General features: G+C 43.3%; 27 protein-coding genes and 1 pseudogene. All 28 read right to left on the bottom strand.

The genetic code is table 11. The annotated features are described in order from the left end of the window. Window positions 1-6: 6 nt before the first annotated feature. Window positions 7-1,497, bottom strand: a complete 1,491-nt coding sequence (locus LXF01_RS02265; RefSeq protein WP_180173256.1) for a flavin-containing monooxygenase — start codon at window positions 1,495-1,497, stop codon at window positions 7-9. Window positions 1,498-1,713: 216 nt separating this feature from the next. Continuing rightward, entirely contained in the window at window positions 1,714-2,079 is a 366-nt protein-coding gene (gene rplQ / locus LXF01_RS02260; protein ID WP_005012953.1) for a 50S ribosomal protein L17, read from the bottom strand. A gap of 18 nt (window positions 2,080-2,097) precedes the next feature. Next, window positions 2,098-3,105, bottom strand: a complete 1,008-nt coding sequence (locus LXF01_RS02255) for a DNA-directed RNA polymerase subunit alpha (protein ID WP_004650465.1) — start codon at window positions 3,103-3,105, stop codon at window positions 2,098-2,100. 17 nt (window positions 3,106-3,122) lie between these two features. Then, window positions 3,123-3,749 (bottom strand): 30S ribosomal protein S4, encoded by a 627-nt coding sequence (gene rpsD, locus LXF01_RS02250; protein ID WP_078192454.1) that lies wholly within the window; start codon window positions 3,747-3,749, stop codon window positions 3,123-3,125. Window positions 3,750-3,761: 12 nt separating this feature from the next. Further along, complete coding sequence (gene rpsK, locus LXF01_RS02245) at window positions 3,762-4,148, bottom strand: 30S ribosomal protein S11 (RefSeq protein ID WP_001040166.1); 387 nt, start codon at window positions 4,146-4,148, stop codon at window positions 3,762-3,764. Window positions 4,149-4,167: 19 nt separating this feature from the next. After that, the gene (gene rpsM, locus LXF01_RS02240; protein ID WP_078189269.1) at window positions 4,168-4,524 is read right to left on the bottom strand and encodes a 30S ribosomal protein S13; all 357 of its coding nucleotides are present in this window, start codon (window positions 4,522-4,524) and stop codon (window positions 4,168-4,170) included. A 107-nt stretch (window positions 4,525-4,631) separates the two neighbouring features. Then, window positions 4,632-4,748 carry a 50S ribosomal protein L36 gene (gene rpmJ / locus LXF01_RS02235; RefSeq protein WP_000867907.1) on the bottom strand — a complete coding sequence of 39 codons (117 nt, stop codon included), beginning with the start codon at window positions 4,746-4,748 and terminating at the stop codon, window positions 4,632-4,634. A gap of 20 nt (window positions 4,749-4,768) precedes the next feature. Continuing rightward, window positions 4,769-6,088: a preprotein translocase subunit SecY gene (secY, locus tag LXF01_RS02230; RefSeq protein WP_171263746.1), complete on the bottom strand. Its 1,320-nt coding sequence runs from the start codon at window positions 6,086-6,088 to the stop codon at window positions 4,769-4,771. 45 nt (window positions 6,089-6,133) lie between these two features. Then, window positions 6,134-6,574 (bottom strand): 50S ribosomal protein L15, encoded by a 441-nt coding sequence (rplO, locus tag LXF01_RS02225; protein WP_078189271.1) that lies wholly within the window; start codon window positions 6,572-6,574, stop codon window positions 6,134-6,136. A gap of 3 nt (window positions 6,575-6,577) precedes the next feature. Then, window positions 6,578-6,754: a 50S ribosomal protein L30 gene (gene rpmD / locus LXF01_RS02220; protein ID WP_005012961.1), complete on the bottom strand. Its 177-nt coding sequence runs from the start codon at window positions 6,752-6,754 to the stop codon at window positions 6,578-6,580. A gap of 6 nt (window positions 6,755-6,760) precedes the next feature. Next, the gene (gene rpsE / locus LXF01_RS02215; protein ID WP_067762902.1) at window positions 6,761-7,258 is read right to left on the bottom strand and encodes a 30S ribosomal protein S5; all 498 of its coding nucleotides are present in this window, start codon (window positions 7,256-7,258) and stop codon (window positions 6,761-6,763) included. A 2-nt stretch (window positions 7,259-7,260) separates the two neighbouring features. Further along, complete coding sequence (rplR, locus tag LXF01_RS02210; protein WP_067762903.1) at window positions 7,261-7,611, bottom strand: 50S ribosomal protein L18; 351 nt, start codon at window positions 7,609-7,611, stop codon at window positions 7,261-7,263. A 14-nt stretch (window positions 7,612-7,625) separates the two neighbouring features. Further along, window positions 7,626-8,159, bottom strand: coding sequence for a 50S ribosomal protein L6 (gene rplF, locus LXF01_RS02205; protein WP_078189272.1), 534 nt, complete (start codon window positions 8,157-8,159; stop codon window positions 7,626-7,628). Between the two features lie 13 nt (window positions 8,160-8,172). Further along, window positions 8,173-8,568, bottom strand: coding sequence for a 30S ribosomal protein S8 (gene rpsH, locus LXF01_RS02200; RefSeq protein WP_078189273.1), 396 nt, complete (start codon window positions 8,566-8,568; stop codon window positions 8,173-8,175). A gap of 12 nt (window positions 8,569-8,580) precedes the next feature. Next, the gene (gene rpsN / locus LXF01_RS02195) at window positions 8,581-8,886 is read right to left on the bottom strand and encodes a 30S ribosomal protein S14 (protein WP_067762906.1); all 306 of its coding nucleotides are present in this window, start codon (window positions 8,884-8,886) and stop codon (window positions 8,581-8,583) included. A 9-nt stretch (window positions 8,887-8,895) separates the two neighbouring features. Then, complete coding sequence (gene rplE, locus LXF01_RS02190) at window positions 8,896-9,432, bottom strand: 50S ribosomal protein L5 (RefSeq protein ID WP_067762907.1); 537 nt, start codon at window positions 9,430-9,432, stop codon at window positions 8,896-8,898. 15 nt (window positions 9,433-9,447) lie between these two features. Continuing rightward, window positions 9,448-9,765, bottom strand: a complete 318-nt coding sequence (gene rplX, locus LXF01_RS02185) for a 50S ribosomal protein L24 (RefSeq protein ID WP_078189274.1) — start codon at window positions 9,763-9,765, stop codon at window positions 9,448-9,450. 9 nt (window positions 9,766-9,774) lie between these two features. Beyond that, complete coding sequence (gene rplN, locus LXF01_RS02180; protein WP_005012978.1) at window positions 9,775-10,143, bottom strand: 50S ribosomal protein L14; 369 nt, start codon at window positions 10,141-10,143, stop codon at window positions 9,775-9,777. Window positions 10,144-10,232: 89 nt separating this feature from the next. Continuing rightward, window positions 10,233-10,490: a 30S ribosomal protein S17 gene (gene rpsQ, locus LXF01_RS02175; protein ID WP_078192456.1), complete on the bottom strand. Its 258-nt coding sequence runs from the start codon at window positions 10,488-10,490 to the stop codon at window positions 10,233-10,235. After that, window positions 10,487-10,684, bottom strand: coding sequence for a 50S ribosomal protein L29 (rpmC, locus tag LXF01_RS02170; RefSeq protein ID WP_005012982.1), 198 nt, complete (start codon window positions 10,682-10,684; stop codon window positions 10,487-10,489). The genes rpsQ and rpmC overlap by 4 nt, the downstream gene beginning before the upstream one ends. Continuing rightward, window positions 10,684-11,097: a 50S ribosomal protein L16 gene (gene rplP, locus LXF01_RS02165; protein WP_068909575.1), complete on the bottom strand. Its 414-nt coding sequence runs from the start codon at window positions 11,095-11,097 to the stop codon at window positions 10,684-10,686. Before rplP ends, rpmC begins: the two co-directional genes overlap by 1 nt. Next, window positions 11,037-11,853 (bottom strand): annotated as a pseudogene (gene rpsC / locus LXF01_RS02160) (30S ribosomal protein S3). The gene rplP and the pseudogene rpsC overlap by 61 nt, the downstream one beginning before the upstream one ends. 1 nt (window position 11,854) lies before the next feature. Further along, entirely contained in the window at window positions 11,855-12,184 is a 330-nt protein-coding gene (rplV, locus tag LXF01_RS02155; RefSeq protein WP_035265103.1) for a 50S ribosomal protein L22, read from the bottom strand. A gap of 11 nt (window positions 12,185-12,195) precedes the next feature. Further along, entirely contained in the window at window positions 12,196-12,471 is a 276-nt protein-coding gene (rpsS, locus tag LXF01_RS02150) for a 30S ribosomal protein S19 (protein ID WP_004281508.1), read from the bottom strand. A 19-nt stretch (window positions 12,472-12,490) separates the two neighbouring features. Then, entirely contained in the window at window positions 12,491-13,315 is an 825-nt protein-coding gene (gene rplB / locus LXF01_RS02145; RefSeq protein ID WP_078189278.1) for a 50S ribosomal protein L2, read from the bottom strand. 11 nt (window positions 13,316-13,326) lie between these two features. Further along, window positions 13,327-13,647, bottom strand: a complete 321-nt coding sequence (gene rplW, locus LXF01_RS02140) for a 50S ribosomal protein L23 (RefSeq protein ID WP_005012992.1) — start codon at window positions 13,645-13,647, stop codon at window positions 13,327-13,329. Continuing rightward, window positions 13,644-14,246: a 50S ribosomal protein L4 gene (rplD, locus tag LXF01_RS02135; protein WP_078189279.1), complete on the bottom strand. Its 603-nt coding sequence runs from the start codon at window positions 14,244-14,246 to the stop codon at window positions 13,644-13,646. Before rplD ends, rplW begins: the two co-directional genes overlap by 4 nt. Window positions 14,247-14,257: 11 nt before the next feature. Next, a complete protein-coding gene (gene rplC / locus LXF01_RS02130) occupies window positions 14,258-14,896 on the bottom strand; it encodes a 50S ribosomal protein L3 (protein WP_078189280.1) in 639 nt (212 codons plus the stop codon). Window positions 14,897-14,902 lie beyond the last annotated feature (6 nt).

The following is a 14,902-nucleotide window of genomic DNA, read 5'->3' as shown; positions in this document are numbered from 1 at the left end:
ACTGACTTAAGAAACTAATCTGGGTTTAGCCGCCACTTGATCTGACTTTTTTTCAAATTTCAGCACGCCGTCCTCAAATGAAGCATGCTTTAATTCTTTGCGATCTGCCAAATAGTTATTGCTGACTTTCCACGGTGCATGTTTACCCTGTTTTGGCATCACATCTGCTGCACGTGCAATATAGCCTGAGGTCAAACTGCCCATTACGGTATCTTCTAACAACTCGGTCGCATCGCCTTGTGGAATCACTTGGTTATAACCATTTTGATCCATATAGTTAATCAATTTACAGATGTATTCAGAAGCAATATCGACTTTTAAAGTCCATGAAGCATTAATATAGCCAATAATCATCGCCATATTGGGTACATCACTGACCATCACGCCACGGTACAACATATGCTTAGAGGTATTCAGTGGCTGTCCATCGATTGTGGCACTAATGCCGCCTAAAATTTGAATGTTGAGACCTGTAGCAGAAATTACTACATCTGCATCAAGATGTTTACCTGATTTCAATTGAATGCCATTTTCAGTAAAACTTTCAATTTGATCGGTTTCAACAGATGCACGGCCATCGCGTAAAATTTTAAACAAATCACCATCTGGCACCACACAAAGGCGCTGATCCCAAGGATTGTAATCTGGGGTAAAGTGCTTCATATCCACTTTACCTTTCAACTGCAACTCAATTGATTTTAATAAAAATTTACGGAGTAATTTAGGTTGCTTTTGTGCAACAGCATAAACAGCCCGTTGGACACCGATATTTCGGGCACGGGTCAGTTTATAAGCAACATCTTCAGGTAATACTTTACGCATCTTGTCATAAATGATGTCAATAGAAGGTACTGAGGCAATATAAGTTGGAGAGCGCTGTAACATCGTTACATGAGCTGCACCTCCTTTTGCCATGGCAGGGACCAAGGTAATCGCTGTTGCACCACTGCCAATAATGACCACTTTTTTACCTGCGTAATTAAAATTTTCAGGCCAATGTTGTGGATGAATGAAGGTACCTTTAAAGTTTTCCTGCCCTTTAAACTCAGGCTGGAACCCTTGGTCGTAATTATAATAACCCGTACAGCCAAAGACGAAATTTGCAACCCAGGTTTGTTGCTTCTTCTTCGCATCTTCAATAACAACAGACCACTTACGAGTCTGTGAGTCGTAATTTGCACTCACAACACGGTGTTGAAAATGAATTTTTCCTTTAATCTTATATTCGTCAATTACTTCAGAAAGATAGCCTTTGATCGAAGGACCGTCTGCAAGCACACTAGATTTTTTCCACGGCTTAAAATTAAAGCCAAAAGTTGACATGTCCGAATCAGAACGAATACCCGGATATTTAAAAAGATCCCATGTACCACCGAAACTTTCACGACGTTCAATAATTTCAAATGAACGATTAGGACAATTTTTTGAAAGATGAGCAGCCAAACCTACACCGGAGATCCCTGCACCTACAATGAGAATATCAACTTGTTTTTCCATGTTGTTCTTTTAACCTATCTTAGATTTATATTTATTAAATCACATTTTTGACAATGCACAATGTCAAGTTTAAGCAAAAGGCGTTTTATTTTTATCTTTTAAGGACAAATTGAATTATTGTCTAACAATATATAGCCACCACAAAACTGCAGGCATTAAAAAAGGTCGGTTAAAAACCGACCTTTTTTAGAACAACGTACGCTGCTCTTCACGAAATTAGTTAACTTCGCGATCTACTAGCTCAACGTAAGCCATCGGTGCAGCATCACCTGCACGGAAGCCCGCTTTAAGAACACGTAGATAACCGCCGTTACGTTCTTTGTAACGAGGGCCAAGAACGGTAAATAATTTACCAACAGTTGCAGCTGAACGAGTACGAGCAAACGCTAAACGGCGGTTTGCTACAGAATCGACTTTAGCTAAAGTGATTAAAGGCTCAGCAACACGACGCAATTCTTTTGCTTTAGGAACAGTAGTTTTAATTAACTCGTGTTCGAACAAAGAATTAGCCATGTTTTGGAACATCGCTTTACGATGACTGCTTGTACGGCCTAATTTCACACCACTATTACGATGACGCATGGTGATAGTCCTACTTAATTAACGGCTACGATAAGCAAAGCGATCGTCCATGCGGAGGCTAGCCGGTGGCCAGTTCTCTAAACGCATGCCCAATTGCAAGCCTTTCGATGCCAGAACATCTTTAATCTCAGTCAACGATTTTTTACCTAGGTTAGGAGTTTTAAGCAACTCAACTTCAGTACGTTGAACAAGATCGCCAATGTAGTAAATATTTTCTGCTTTCAAACAGTTAGCAGAACGAACAGTAAGCTCTAGATCATCTACTGGACGAAGCAAAATCGGATCAACTTCTTCACGAGGCTCTTGAGCAACTGGTGCTTGATCTTTCTGAAGATCAACAAAAATTGCAATTTGTTGTTGCAAGATTGTTGCCGCTTTGCGGATAGCTTCTTCAGGATCAACAGTACCGTTGGTTTCAAGATCAATGATCAATTTATCAAGGTCAGTACGTTGTTCTACACGAGCGTTTTCCACTGTGTAAGACACACGTTTGATTGGGCTGTAAGAAGCATCTAATTGCAAACGACCCACTGGGCGAGTTTCGCCCTCAGGGAAGCGTGAATCAGAAGTCTCATAACCACGACCTTGAGAAACTTTCAGGCGCATTTTTAATGAGCCAGAAGCACTTAAAGTACCGATCAAATGTTCAGGGTTAACCACTTCAACATTGTGTGGTAAACGAAGGTCAGCGGCTGTAACGTCGCCAGGACCTTGTTTTTCCAATGTCAGATAAGCTTCATTTTGATCGAACAGCTTAATAGACAATCCTTTTAGGTTCAGCAAGAGCTCGACGATGTCCTGCTGCAAGCCTTCCAAAGTACTGTACTCGTGCTCGACACCTTCAATCTCTACTTCAACCACGGCTGCGCCAGGTAAAGAAGACAAAAGGATACGACGTAAAGCATTACCAAGAGTATGACCAAAGCCACGCTCTAATGGTTCTAGAATAACTTTTGCCGAGGTCCCGCTTGCCGCTTCGACCTTAATCGCTTGCGGAGTTAGAAACTCATTTGCAGTACGCGTCATTATTGCTACCTCAAGGATTATTTAGAATACAATTCTACAATCAAGCTTTCGTTGATTTCAGCAGGTAAATCAGAGCGATCTGGTGCAGCTTTGAATGTACCTTCCAATTTAGAATGATCAATTTCAATCCAAGATGGAATGCCACGTTGAGTCGCTAACTCAACTGCGTTTTTGATACGCAATTGTTGTTTAGCGCCTTCGTGAACTGCAACAACGTCACCAGCTTTAACTTGGATAGACGCGATATTAACACGACGACCATTTAAAGTGATTGAACGGTGAGATACAAGCTGACGAGCTTCTGCACGTGTAGAACCAAAACCCATGCGATAAACAACGTTATCTAGACGGCTTTCAAGAAGTTTCAACAAGTTTTCACCTGTTGCGCCTTTAACACGAGCAGCTTCTTTGTAGTAGTTACTAAATTGACGCTCTAAAACACCGTACATACGACGTACTTTTTGTTTTTCACGTAATTGTAGTGAGTACTCAGATTGTTTGCCGCCACGAGCGCCACCATGTTGGCCAGGTGCTTTAGCAGCTTTTTTTGTTTTGACGTCAAATGGTTTAACGCCAGATTTTAATTGCAGGTCTGTCCCTTCGCGGCGAGAGAGTTTGCATTTTGGACCAATATAACGAGCCATGAATGTTTCTCCTTACACGCGACGTTTTTTAGGTGGACGGCAACCGTTGTGCGGGATTGGCGTCACATCGGTAATGCTGTTAATTTTATAACCCACTGCACCTAAAGCACGAACCGCAGATTCACGACCTGGACCAGGACCTTTTACAAGGACGTCCAAGTTTTTCAAACCGTAATCTAAAGCAGCTTTACCAGCAACCTCAGCAGCTACCTGAGCAGCAAACGGAGTTGATTTACGTGATCCACGGAAGCCTTGTCCACCAGAGGTAGCCCAAGCCAGTGCATTACCTTGACGATCGGTAATAGTCACAATGGTGTTATTAAAAGAAGCGTGAATGTGTGCAACACCTTCAGAGACGGTACGAGTGACCTTCTTGCGTGTGCGAGTATCTTTAGCCATCTTTTAGCTTCCAGAAATCTTATTTCTTAATAGGTTTGCGCGGACCTTTACGGGTACGTGCGTTAGTTTTGGTGCGTTGACCACGGACAGGCAAGCTGCGACGATGACGAAGACCGCGGTAGCAGCCTAAATCCATTAAACGTTTAATGTTCATGGAAATTTCGCGACGTAAATCACCTTCGGTAGGAACCTTAGTAACTTCTGCACGAATCGCATCAAGCTGAGCGTCATCTAATTCACGAATTTTAGTTGTTGGGGCAATACCAGCAGCAGCTAAGATAGCTTTTGCAGTGTGGCGACCAATACCAAAAATGTACGTTAGAGAGATAACAGCATGCTTGTTATCCGGAATGTTTACACCGGCAATACGAGCCATTCAATTTTCTCCAAAAAGGCAGTTAAGATAATCAACCGCCCGACAAAATCTTTGAGGGGCGGATAATAACCTAATTAGCCTACTGAAATCAACAGGTCTTGATCAGATTAACCTTGACGCTGCTTATGACGAGGTTCTGCGCTGCAAATTACGCGAATAACCCCATTACGACGGATAACTTTACAGCTACCACAAATTTTCTTTACAGAAGCTTGAACTTTCATAATGAAACCTCTAAGTGCGCTTATCCTTTCGGATGAGCAGTCGTTTTACGCATTAACGATTGATTGTCATATTGATGCGATGTGAGATGAGCTTGAAGCTGAGCCATAAAGTCCATCACCACCACCACTACGATCAGTAAAGACGTACCACCTAAGCTAAATGGAATACCAAATGAACTTTGTAGAATCATCGGCATTAAACAGATGATTGTGATATAAACCGCGCCAATAAAAGTCAAACGATTCAAAATATGATCTAAATAGCGTGCAGTTTGCTCACCAGGGCGAATACCCGGTACATAAGCACCACTACGTTTTAAATTCTCTGACACTTCTTTCGGGCTAAATACTAGCGCAGTATAGAAGTAACAGAAGAAGATAATTAATGCGCCAAATAGCACCAAATACATCGGTTGACCCGGCGACAATACGAGTGCCAAATCTTGTAGGCCACGTTTAATCACGCCAGCATTTGGATCTGCGCTGCCTACCCATTGCCCTAAGCTCGCTGGGAACAATAGCAATGAACTAGCAAAAATTGCAGGAATCACACCCGCCATATTAATTTTTAATGGCAAATGTGTTTGCTGGGCAGTAAATACACGACGACCTTGTTGTTTTTGAGCATAGTTTACCGGAATACGACGCTGCGCCTTCTCAATAAACACAATTGCTGCTAACACTGCAACAGACAGCAATGCAAAAATTGCAAGACCAATTAAACTTGATTGGCCATTATCTACTGAGGTTAAAGATTGCAGAACCAAGTTCGGCAAACCAGCAACAATACCTGCGAAGATGATCATGGAAATACCATTCCCTACTCCACGCTCTGTAATTTGCTCACCTAACCACATCAGGAACATTGTACCTGCAACTAAAGAAGTTACAGCAGGAACGTAAAAAGCAAGTCCACTAGTCAAAGTAATATTTTGACTAATCAGACCTGCACACATCCCAACAGCTTGCACAAGTGCAAGAAACAATGTGCCTTGTCGCGTATATTGATTGATCTTACGCTTACCTTGTTCGCCTTCTTTCTTTAAAGCTTCCAGCGAAGGAACAACCGTAGACATTAACTGCACAATAATCGATGCAGAGATATACGGCATAATCCCAAGAGCAAGAATTGACATACGCTCTAATGCACCACCTGAGAACATGTTAAACAAACCAAGGATCGTACCTTGGTTTGCATTAAACAGATTCTCTAGTGCGGCATTGTTAATGCCCGGTACTGGAATATGTGCTCCCAGTCGAAAAACCAACAACGCCCCGATGAGGAACATCATACGGCGGATAATTTCACGATATTTCACATGAAAAGGCTGGCCTTTCATCATGTTAACATGACCTGTCGAACTAGGAGTCATAGACACTGGGGATTACTCCTCGACTTTACCGCCAGCAGCTTCAACAGCAGCTTTAGCGCCTTTAGTCAATGCAACACCTTGAACAGTGAACGCACGAGTAATTTCACCAGAAAGTACGATACGTGCACGTAACATATCTTTACGCACAACGTTAGCAGCTTTTAAAGTTTCAAGAGACACGATGTCGCCTTCAACTTTAGCGAGTTCTGATAAACGTACTTCAGCAGTTTTCAAAGCCATTTGGCTAGTGAAACCGAATTTAGGTAAACGACGATATAACGCAGTTTGACCACCTTCGAAACCAGGACGTGTACCACCGCTCTTACGTGAGTTTTGACCTTTGACACCACGGCCACCAGTCTTACCAACGCCAGAACCGATACCACGGCCTAAACGTAGGTTATCACGCTTAGCACCTTCTGCAGGTGCAATTGTATTTAAACGCAGAGTCATGGCTTATTCCTCTACACTAACCATATAGTAAACTTGGTTGATCATACCACGGTTAGAAGGCGTATCTTGCACTTCAACTGTATGACCAATACGACGCAGACCTAAACCTTTAAGGCTAAGCTTGTGATTTTTCAAGCGATGCGATGAAGATTTAGTCTGGGTAACTTTAATCGTTTTCATGATTGATTACCCTTGAATTTGTGCTACTGATAAACCACGTTTCGCAGCAACTTTCTCAGGAGAAGTCATATCACGCAAACCGTTAAAAGTTGCGTTTACTACGTTAGCAGCGTTAGTAGAACCATAACACTTAGTTAATACGTTACGTACACCTACAGCTTCTAAAACTGCACGCATAGCGCCACCAGCAATTACACCAGTACCTTCAGAAGCAGGTTGCATGTAAACGCGGCTTGCACCGTGACGAGCATTGATAGGGTGCTGAACAGTACCGTCAACAAGGTCAACAGTAATCATGTTGCGACGAGCAGCTTCAAGTGCTTTAGAAATAGCAGCTGGAACTTCACGTGCTTTACCACGACCAAAACCTACGCGACCATTACCATCACCCACAACAGTTAATGCTGTGAAAGAGAAGATACGACCACCCTTAACAACTTTGGCTACACGATCAACGGCAACCAGCTTTTCAACAAGACCTTCGTTTTGTTCAACTTTAGCCATGATTAGAACTCCAAGCCGTTTTCACGAGCAGCATCAGCCAAGGCTTTGATACGACCATGATATTTGAAACCAGAACGGTCAAATGCAACTTTAGTTACACCAGCCGCTTTAGCACGTTCTGCAATTAAAGCACCAACTTTCTGAGCCGATTCAACGTTACCAGTAGTACCAGCACGTAGAGTAGCGTCTAAAGTAGAAGCTTGCGCTAATACTTTGCCACCATCTGCAGAGATAACTTGAGCATAGATGTGACGCGGAGTGCGGTTTACACACAAACGAGTCGCACCCAATGCACGGATGTGCAAGCGTGTGCTTTTCGCACGACGCAAACGGGATTGTTTCTTTTCGTTCATAAGAACCTCGCGCCTTATTTCTTCTTAGCTTCTTTACGAAGTACAACTTCGTCAGAATAACGAACACCTTTACCTTTATAAGGCTCTGGCGGACGGTAACCACGGATTTCTGCAGCAACTTGACCTAATTTAGCTTTATCAGCTGATTTAAGTACAATTTCAGTTGCAGTAGGAGTTTCTGCAGTTACACCTTCAGGAAGGTTGTAGTCGATCGGGTGAGAGAAACCAAGGTTAAGGTTAACAATGTTACCTTTAACCGCAGCTTTATAACCAACACCGATAAGCTGTAACTTACGTTCGAAACCTTCGTTAACACCTTTTACAAGGTTGTTAAGCACAGCGCGAGCAGTACCAGCTTGCATCCAAGCATCTTTAGATTCAGCTTTAGGAGCAATAACTAGAGTACCGTCTTCCTGTTTTAGCTCGACCAGCGCATGCAGGTTGAAAGACAATGTACCTTTGCTGCCTTTCACTTCGACCTGCCGGCCGTTCTGAGTAACTGTAACACCGTTAGGTACAGTTACTGGGGCTTTAGCCACACGAGACATGAGGAATCACCTATTAAGAAACAAAAGCAATAACTTCACCACCGATACCTGCAGCACGTGCAGCGCGATCAGTCATGATGCCTTTGCTTGTAGAAACAATTGCAATACCTAAACCTTGCTTAACGCTAGGAAGTGCATCTTTACCGCGATATTGACGTAGACCAGGACGGCTTACGCGTTTCACAGTATCGATAACTGGTTTGCCTTCGAAATATTTTAAAGTAATCGTTAAAGTTGCTTTGCCTTCATTGTCAGCAACAGCTACATCAGCGATATAACCTTCTTGTTGAAGTACGTTAGCAATCGCAACTTTCAACTTTGAGTTTGGCATAGAAACAGTTTGTTTCTTTGCCATTTGTGCGTTACGAACACGTGTTAGCATGTCGGCAACGGTATCTTGCATACTCATTTATAGTGCTCCTTACCAGCTTGCCTTAACAACGCCCGGTACATCACCTTGCATTACTGTTTCACGTAATTTGTTACGGCTTAAACCGAACTTACGGAAGTAACCATGAGGACGACCAGTTAAACCACAACGGTTACGTAGACGTACTGGAGACGCATTACGTGGTAATGCTTGAAATTTCATCATCGCTTCGAAACGTTCTTCGTCTGATGCATTTACGTTTGCGATAATTGCTTTTAATTCAGCACGTTTCGCAGCGTATTTAGCAACAGTAGCTTCGCGTTTCAATTCGCGATTAATCATACCTTTCTTAGCCATATCGACCTCTTATTTGAACGGGAAGCCGAATGCACGCATAAGCGCACGGCCTTCGTCATCGGTGCGAGCAGTCGTAGTGATGGTAATGTCCATACCACGAATACGATCAATCTTATCAAAATCGATTTCAGGGAACATGATTTGTTCCTTAAGACCCATTGAGTAGTTACCACGACCATCAAATGATTTCGCAGAGAAACCACGGAAGTCACGGATACGAGGGATCGCGATAGAGATCAAACGGTCTAAGAATTCGTACATACGTTCGCCACGTAAAGTAACTTTACAGCCGATCGGCCAACCATCACGGATTTTGAAACCAGCGATAGATTTACGAGCTAAAGTAAGTACTGGTTTTTGACCAGCAATTGCTTGCATATCAGAAAGAGCGCCATCTAACAATTTCTTGTCAGCTGATGCAGCACCAACACCCATGTTGATGGTAATTTTTGTAATGCGAGGGATATCCATCACATTCTTAACGCCCAATGTTTCTTTTAATTGAGCCTTAAGTTCGTCGTTGTAACGCGTTTTAAGTCTGGCCATTGCCTAGTCAACCTATTACTTCGCTACCGCCACTGATTCACCATTAGATTTGAATACGCGAGTTTTCACGCCTTCAATCACTTGGTAACCAACACGGTCAGCCTTTTGGGTTGTAGCATTAAAAATTGCCACGTTAGAGATATGAAGCTCAGCTTCTTGAGTTACGATGCCGCCTTCAGCGCCAGTAGCTCGGTTAGGCTTTTGATGCTTCGTTACCAAGTTAAGGCCTTCAACCTTAACACGGTCATTTGAAACAGACAAAACAGTACCTTGTTTGCCTTTTTCTTTACCTGCGATCACAATTACTTGATCGCCCTTTTTAATCTTAGCCATGAGTGCCTCTTATAGAACTTCAGGAGCCAATGAAATAATTTTCATGAACTGTTCAGTACGAAGTTCACGAGTCACTGGTCCGAAAATACGAGTTGCAATCGGCGCTTTGTTGTTGTTCAAAATAACAGCTGCGTTATCGTCGAAACGAATAACTGAACCATCTGCACGACGGATGCCGAATTTTGTACGTACAACTACAGCATTCATCACGTCACCTTTTTTAACACGTGCGCGTGGAATAGCTTCTTTTACAGTAACTTTAATAATGTCGCCAACAGAAGCATAACGACGATGTGAACCACCAAGTACTTTAATACATTGTACGCGGCGAGCACCACTGTTGTCTGCTACGTCGAGCATACTTTCGGTTTGAATCATTGCCCTACTCCAAAACCGAGCATCACCGGTCGCAATTTCGAAAGGCTCAAAGAGTACTCGAAATTGACCGATGATGCAAGAACGTTTAATTACTCAGCAGCAGCTTCAACAACTTCAACTAAAGTCCAAGACTTAGTTTTAGACATTGGGCGGCTTTCTTTGATGCTTACTACGTCGCCAACTTTAGCAACATTGTTTTCATCATGAGCGTGTAATTTAGTTGAACGGCGGATTAATTTGCCATACAACGGGTGTTGAACGCGGCGTTCGATAAGAACAACGATAGACTTGTCCATCTTGTCGCTAACTACTTTACCGGTTAACGTGCGAACTGTTTGTTCACTCATTGTCCGTTCCCCTGTTTTTCGGTAAGGAGGGTCTTAATACGAGCAATTGTCTTACGAGTAAGCGCAACTTCGTGCGATTTACCCAATTGACCAGTTGCTTTCGCCATACGAAGACGGAATTGGTTAAGCTGTTGCTCATCAAGCAAAGCTGTCAACTCTTCTACCGACTTTTCACGTAGATCATTAGTTTTCATTACATTACCGTCCGAGTCACGATAGTGGTTTTAAACGGAAGTTTTGCAGCAGCAAGCGTAAACGCTTCGCGAGCAAGTTCTTCGTTAACACCATCAATTTCGTACAAGACTTTACCTGGTTTGATTTGGCAAACCCAGTATTCCACAGAACCTTTACCTTTACCCATACGAACTTCTAATGGTTTTTCAGTAATTGGTTTGTCTGGGAAAACACGGATAAAGATCTTACCACCACGTTTAATACGACGGCTGATTGTACGACGCGCTGCTTCAATTTGACGTGCTGTCATTTGACCACGTTCAACTGATTTAAGTGCAATAGTACCAAAAGATACTGAGCTACCGCGATGTGCTAGACCAGTGTTACGGCCTTTTTGCACTTTACGGAATTTAGTACGTTTAGGTTGTAACATGGATTATTCTCCTTTTTCAGCAGAACGATCATTGCGACGACCACGACGCTCTTGACCTTCACCACGACCACGGCCACGTTTAGCTGGACGTTCTTCAGCTGGAGCTGGGTTCATGACTTGTTTCATGCCGCCCAAGATCTCACCACGGAAGATCCATACTTTAACGCCGATCGTACCGTAAGTAGTCTCAGCACGCATAGTAGCATAGTCGATGTCAGCACGAAGAGTATGAAGAGGTACACGACCTTCACGATACCATTCAGTACGAGCAATCTCAGCACCACCTAGACGGCCTGAAACTTCTACTTTGATACCTTTAGCACCAGCACGCATAGAGTTTTGAACCGCACGCTTCATAGCACGACGGAACATTACACGTTTTTCTAATTGAGAAGCGATTGCCTCAGCAACTAAACGAGCATCTAAATCTGGGCGATCGATTTCGTTGATACTTACTTGCGCAGGAACACCCATAATGGCTGTTAATTCGCGTTGTAATTTCTCAATGTCTTCGCCTTTTTTACCGATCACGATACCAGGACGTGCAGTGCTAATAGTTACTTTAGCTGCGCCTGTAGGGCGTTCGATAAGAATATTGCTCACCATCGCATTCTTAAGTTTTTTAGTTAAAAACTCACGAACTTGAAGATCTTTTAGCAAATATTCAGCATATTGTTTCGGATTCGCATACCAGTTAGCGTTATGACGTTTCACAACACCTAGGCGGATACCGATTGGATGAACCTTCTGACCCATATCAAACCCCTACCTTAACGGTAATGTGACAAGTACGCTTAGTAATACGATCTGCACGGCCTTTAGCACGTGGCAAAATACGTTTCAGGCTCATGCCTTCATCAACGTAGATCGTAGAAACTTTAAGGTCGTCTACATCTAAACTGTTATTGTGTTCAGCGTTTGCAATCGCAGATTCCAATGCTTTTTTAACTAAAACTGCAGCTTTTTTGTTGCTGAAGTTTAAGATATTCAAAGCATGCGCAACAGATTTGCCGCGAATTAGGTCTGCAACCAAACGTGCTTTTTGTGCCGAGATAGCGGCACCGCGTAATTTAGCAGTTACTTCCATCATAGCACCTATTAACGTTTAGACTTCTTGTCAACACCGTGACCACGATAGGTACGAGTTGGCGCGAATTCACCTAATTTATGACCAACCATATGCTCAGATACAATCACTGGAACATGGTTACGGCCATTGTGTACAGAAATTGTTAGACCAACAAAATCCGGTAAGATCATCGAACGACGCGACCAAGTTTTGATCGGCTTACGGTTATTAGCCGCGATAGCCGCTTCAACCTTAGCGAACAAGTGCGCATCGACGAATGGGCCTTTTTTCAGAGAACGAGGCATTGTCAGATTCCTTTACTTGTTACTTAACGCGACGGTCGCGAATGATCATCTTAGTCGTACGCTTGTTGGTACGTGTTTTGTACCCTTTAGCTTTTTGACCCCATGGACTTACAGGTTGAATACCTTTGTTACGTCCTTCACCACCACCATGTGGATGGTCTACTGGGTTCATCGCCATACCACGTACGGTAGGACGAACGCCACGCCAGCGTGATGCACCTGCTTTACCAAGTGAACGAAGGTTGCTTTCTGAGTTAGAAACTTCACCTAACACAGCACGGCATTCAACGTGTACTTTACGCATTTCGCCTGAACGAAGACGAATGATAGCGTAAGAACCGTCACGACCCAACAATTGAGCAGATGTACCAGCAGAACGTACTAATTGTGCGCCTTTACCGATTTTAAGCTCGATGTTGTGAAGAGTAGAACCGATAGGCATGTTGCGAAGTGGCAAGCAGTTACCTGGACGGATTGGAGCATCGTTACCAGACTGAACTTGATCACCAGCGCGAAGGCCTTTAGGTGCAATAATATAGCGACGTTCACCGTCAGCATATTTCAATAAAGCAATATGAGCTGTACGGTTTGGATCGTATTCAATACGCTCAACTACAGCTGGGATGCTGTCTTTGTTACGTTTGAAGTCTACGATACGGTAGTGCTGTTTATGACCACCACCAACGTGACGAGTTGTAATGTGACCGTTGTTATTACGACCGCCAGTACGTTTTTTAGCTTCAACCAACGGAGCATATGGCGCGCCTTTGTGAAGGTGGTTGTGAACCACTTTCTCTACAAAGCGACGTCCTGGAGACGTTGGCTTACATTTTTGAATCGGCATAATTTTCGTCCTTATTCCGCTGCGTTTTCAGCGGTATCGCCCAAGTCAGCCATTTCAACATCTTGGCCAGCTTTCAGGGTGACGTATGCTTTTTTAACATCAGAACGACGTCCTAATGTTTTACCAAAGCGTTTAGTCTTACCTTTAGTGATCGTTGTGTTAACTTTAACAACTTGAACACCAAATAGTTGCTCAACAGCTTTTTTGATTTCAAGTTTGTTTGCATCTAGTGCAACTTTGAACACTTGAACACCAGCAGTTTCGCCTAAAACTTGTGCTTTTTCTGAGAATACAGGTCCTTGTAGGACTTGATAGATACGTTCGTTGTTCATCCGAGTTCTACCTCAATTTTCTTAGCAGCAGCAACAGACATAACAACTTTATCGAACGCGATCAAGCTAACAGGATCGATTGCAGCAGCATCAACCACATCAACGTGTGGAATGTTGCGAGCAGCAAGATACAAGTTCTCATCAACAGCATCTGTAACGATTAATGCACGAGGTGCATTCAAGTCGTTAAGTTTTGCAAGCAATTCTTTAGTTTTTGGAGCTGCAACAGCAATCTCTTCAACTAAAACAAGGCGATCTTGACGAACAAGCTCAGCCAGGATGCATTGCATAGCACCGCGATACATTTTACGGTTTACTTTTTGAGACCAGTCTTGTGGACGAGCAGCAAAAGTCTTACCACCGCCAACCCAGATTGGGCTACGAATAGAACCAGCACGAGCGCGGCCAGTACCTTTTTGACGGAAAGGTTTTTTACCACCGCCAGAAACGTCAGCACGTGATTTTTGCGCTTTAGAACCTTGACGACCACCAGCTAAGTAAGCTGTAACAACTTGGTGTACAAGAGCTTCGTTAAAATCACGACCAAACGCAACTTCAGATAACTCAACAGCAGAGCCGGAAACAGTATTTAAATTCACGTTATTTCCCCTCAGGCCTTGATAGTAGGACGAACAGTAACGTCGCCACCAGTAGCACCAGGAACCGCGCCTTTAACAACTAGAACTGAACGTTCTGCGTCGATAGCAACGATTTCAAGACCCTGTGTAGTTACACGTTCAGCACCTAAGTGACCAGGCATTTTTTTGCCTTTGAACACGCGACCAGGAGTCTGGTTTTGACCTGTAGAACCGATAACACGGTGAGATACAGAGTTACCATGTGTAGCGTCTTGAGTACGGAAGTTCCAACGCTTAACACCACCTTGGAAACCTTTACCTTTAGATGTACCAGTAACGTCAACAATTTGACCCACTGTAAACACATCTACACCGATAGTTCCGCCAACTTCACGACCTTCAAGATCAGCTTCTGTAGCGCGAAATTCTTGAACTAGACGACCAGCAGCAACACCAGCTTTCGCAAAGTGACCTTTCTGAGCATTAGTTACGCGAGATTCGCGACGTTCACCAGTAGTGATTTGAATCGCTTGATAACCATCAGTTTCAAGCGTTTTGATTTGTGTGATGCGGTTAGGATCAACCTCAATCACTGTTACAGGTACAGAAACACCAGCATCTGTAAAGATACGTGTCATACCGCACTTGCGACCGACTAAACCAATAGCCATGTGCAT

The organism is Acinetobacter sp. SH20PTE14 (assembly GCF_021391555.1).
GTDB lineage: Bacteria > Pseudomonadota > Gammaproteobacteria > Pseudomonadales > Moraxellaceae > Acinetobacter > Acinetobacter amyesii.
This window is presented reverse-complemented; position numbering and strand designations above follow the sequence as displayed.

Bases quoted from the DNA above. Each gene is read 5' to 3' on its own strand.
- LXF01_RS02265 (WP_180173256.1), bottom strand. From the start codon at position 1,497: ATGGAAAAACAAGTTGATATTCTCATTGTAGGTGCAGGGATCTCCGGT.
- rplQ (WP_005012953.1), bottom strand. From the start codon at position 2,079: ATGCGTCATCGTAATAGTGGTGTGAAATTAGGCCGTACAAGCAGTCAT.
- LXF01_RS02255 (WP_004650465.1), bottom strand. From the start codon at position 3,105: ATGACGCGTACTGCAAATGAGTTTCTAACTCCGCAAGCGATTAAGGTC.
- rpsD (WP_078192454.1), bottom strand. From the start codon at position 3,749: ATGGCTCGTTATATTGGTCCAAAATGCAAACTCTCTCGCCGCGAAGGG.
- rpsK (WP_001040166.1), bottom strand. From the start codon at position 4,148: ATGGCTAAAGATACTCGCACACGCAAGAAGGTCACTCGTACCGTCTCT.
- rpsM (WP_078189269.1), bottom strand. From the start codon at position 4,524: ATGGCTCGTATTGCCGGTGTAAACATTCCGGATAACAAGCATGCTGTT.
- rpmJ (WP_000867907.1), bottom strand. From the start codon at position 4,748: ATGAAAGTTCAAGCTTCTGTAAAGAAAATTTGTGGTAGCTGTAAAGTT.
- secY (WP_171263746.1), bottom strand. From the start codon at position 6,088: ATGAAAGGCCAGCCTTTTCATGTGAAATATCGTGAAATTATCCGCCGT.
- rplO (WP_078189271.1), bottom strand. From the start codon at position 6,574: ATGACTCTGCGTTTAAATACAATTGCACCTGCAGAAGGTGCTAAGCGT.
- rpmD (WP_005012961.1), bottom strand. From the start codon at position 6,754: ATGAAAACGATTAAAGTTACCCAGACTAAATCTTCATCGCATCGCTTG.
- rpsE (WP_067762902.1), bottom strand. From the start codon at position 7,258: ATGGCTAAAGTTGAACAAAACGAAGGTCTTGTTGAAAAGCTGGTTGCC.
- rplR (WP_067762903.1), bottom strand. From the start codon at position 7,611: ATGAACGAAAAGAAACAATCCCGTTTGCGTCGTGCGAAAAGCACACGC.
- rplF (WP_078189272.1), bottom strand. From the start codon at position 8,159: ATGTCTCGTGTGGCTAAAGCCCCAGTAACTGTACCTAACGGTGTTACA.
- rpsH (WP_078189273.1), bottom strand. From the start codon at position 8,568: ATGAGTATGCAAGATACCGTTGCCGACATGCTAACACGTGTTCGTAAC.
- rpsN (WP_067762906.1), bottom strand. From the start codon at position 8,886: ATGGCTAAGAAAGGTATGATTAATCGCGAATTGAAACGCGAAGCTACT.
- rplE (WP_067762907.1), bottom strand. From the start codon at position 9,432: ATGGCCAGACTTAAAACGCGTTACAACGACGAACTTAAGGCTCAATTA.
- rplX (WP_078189274.1), bottom strand. From the start codon at position 9,765: ATGGCTAAGATTAAAAAGGGCGATCAAGTAATTGTGATCGCAGGTAAA.
- rplN (WP_005012978.1), bottom strand. From the start codon at position 10,143: ATGATTCAAACCGAAAGTATGCTCGACGTAGCAGACAACAGTGGTGCT.
- rpsQ (WP_078192456.1), bottom strand. From the start codon at position 10,490: ATGAGTGAACAAACAGTTCGCACGTTAACCGGTAAAGTAGTTAGCGAC.
- rpmC (WP_005012982.1), bottom strand. From the start codon at position 10,684: ATGAAAACTAATGATCTACGTGAAAAGTCGGTAGAAGAGTTGACAGCT.
- rplP (WP_068909575.1), bottom strand. From the start codon at position 11,097: ATGTTACAACCTAAACGTACTAAATTCCGTAAAGTGCAAAAAGGCCGT.
- rplV (WP_035265103.1), bottom strand. From the start codon at position 12,184: ATGGAAGTAACTGCTAAATTACGCGGTGCCGCTATCTCGGCACAAAAA.
- rpsS (WP_004281508.1), bottom strand. From the start codon at position 12,471: ATGCCTCGTTCTCTGAAAAAAGGCCCATTCGTCGATGCGCACTTGTTC.
- rplB (WP_078189278.1), bottom strand. From the start codon at position 13,315: ATGCCGATTCAAAAATGTAAGCCAACGTCTCCAGGACGTCGCTTTGTA.
- rplW (WP_005012992.1), bottom strand. From the start codon at position 13,647: ATGAACAACGAACGTATCTATCAAGTCCTACAAGGACCTGTATTCTCA.
- rplC (WP_078189280.1), bottom strand. From the start codon at position 14,896: ATGGCTATTGGTTTAGTCGGTCGCAAGTGCGGTATGACACGTATCTTT.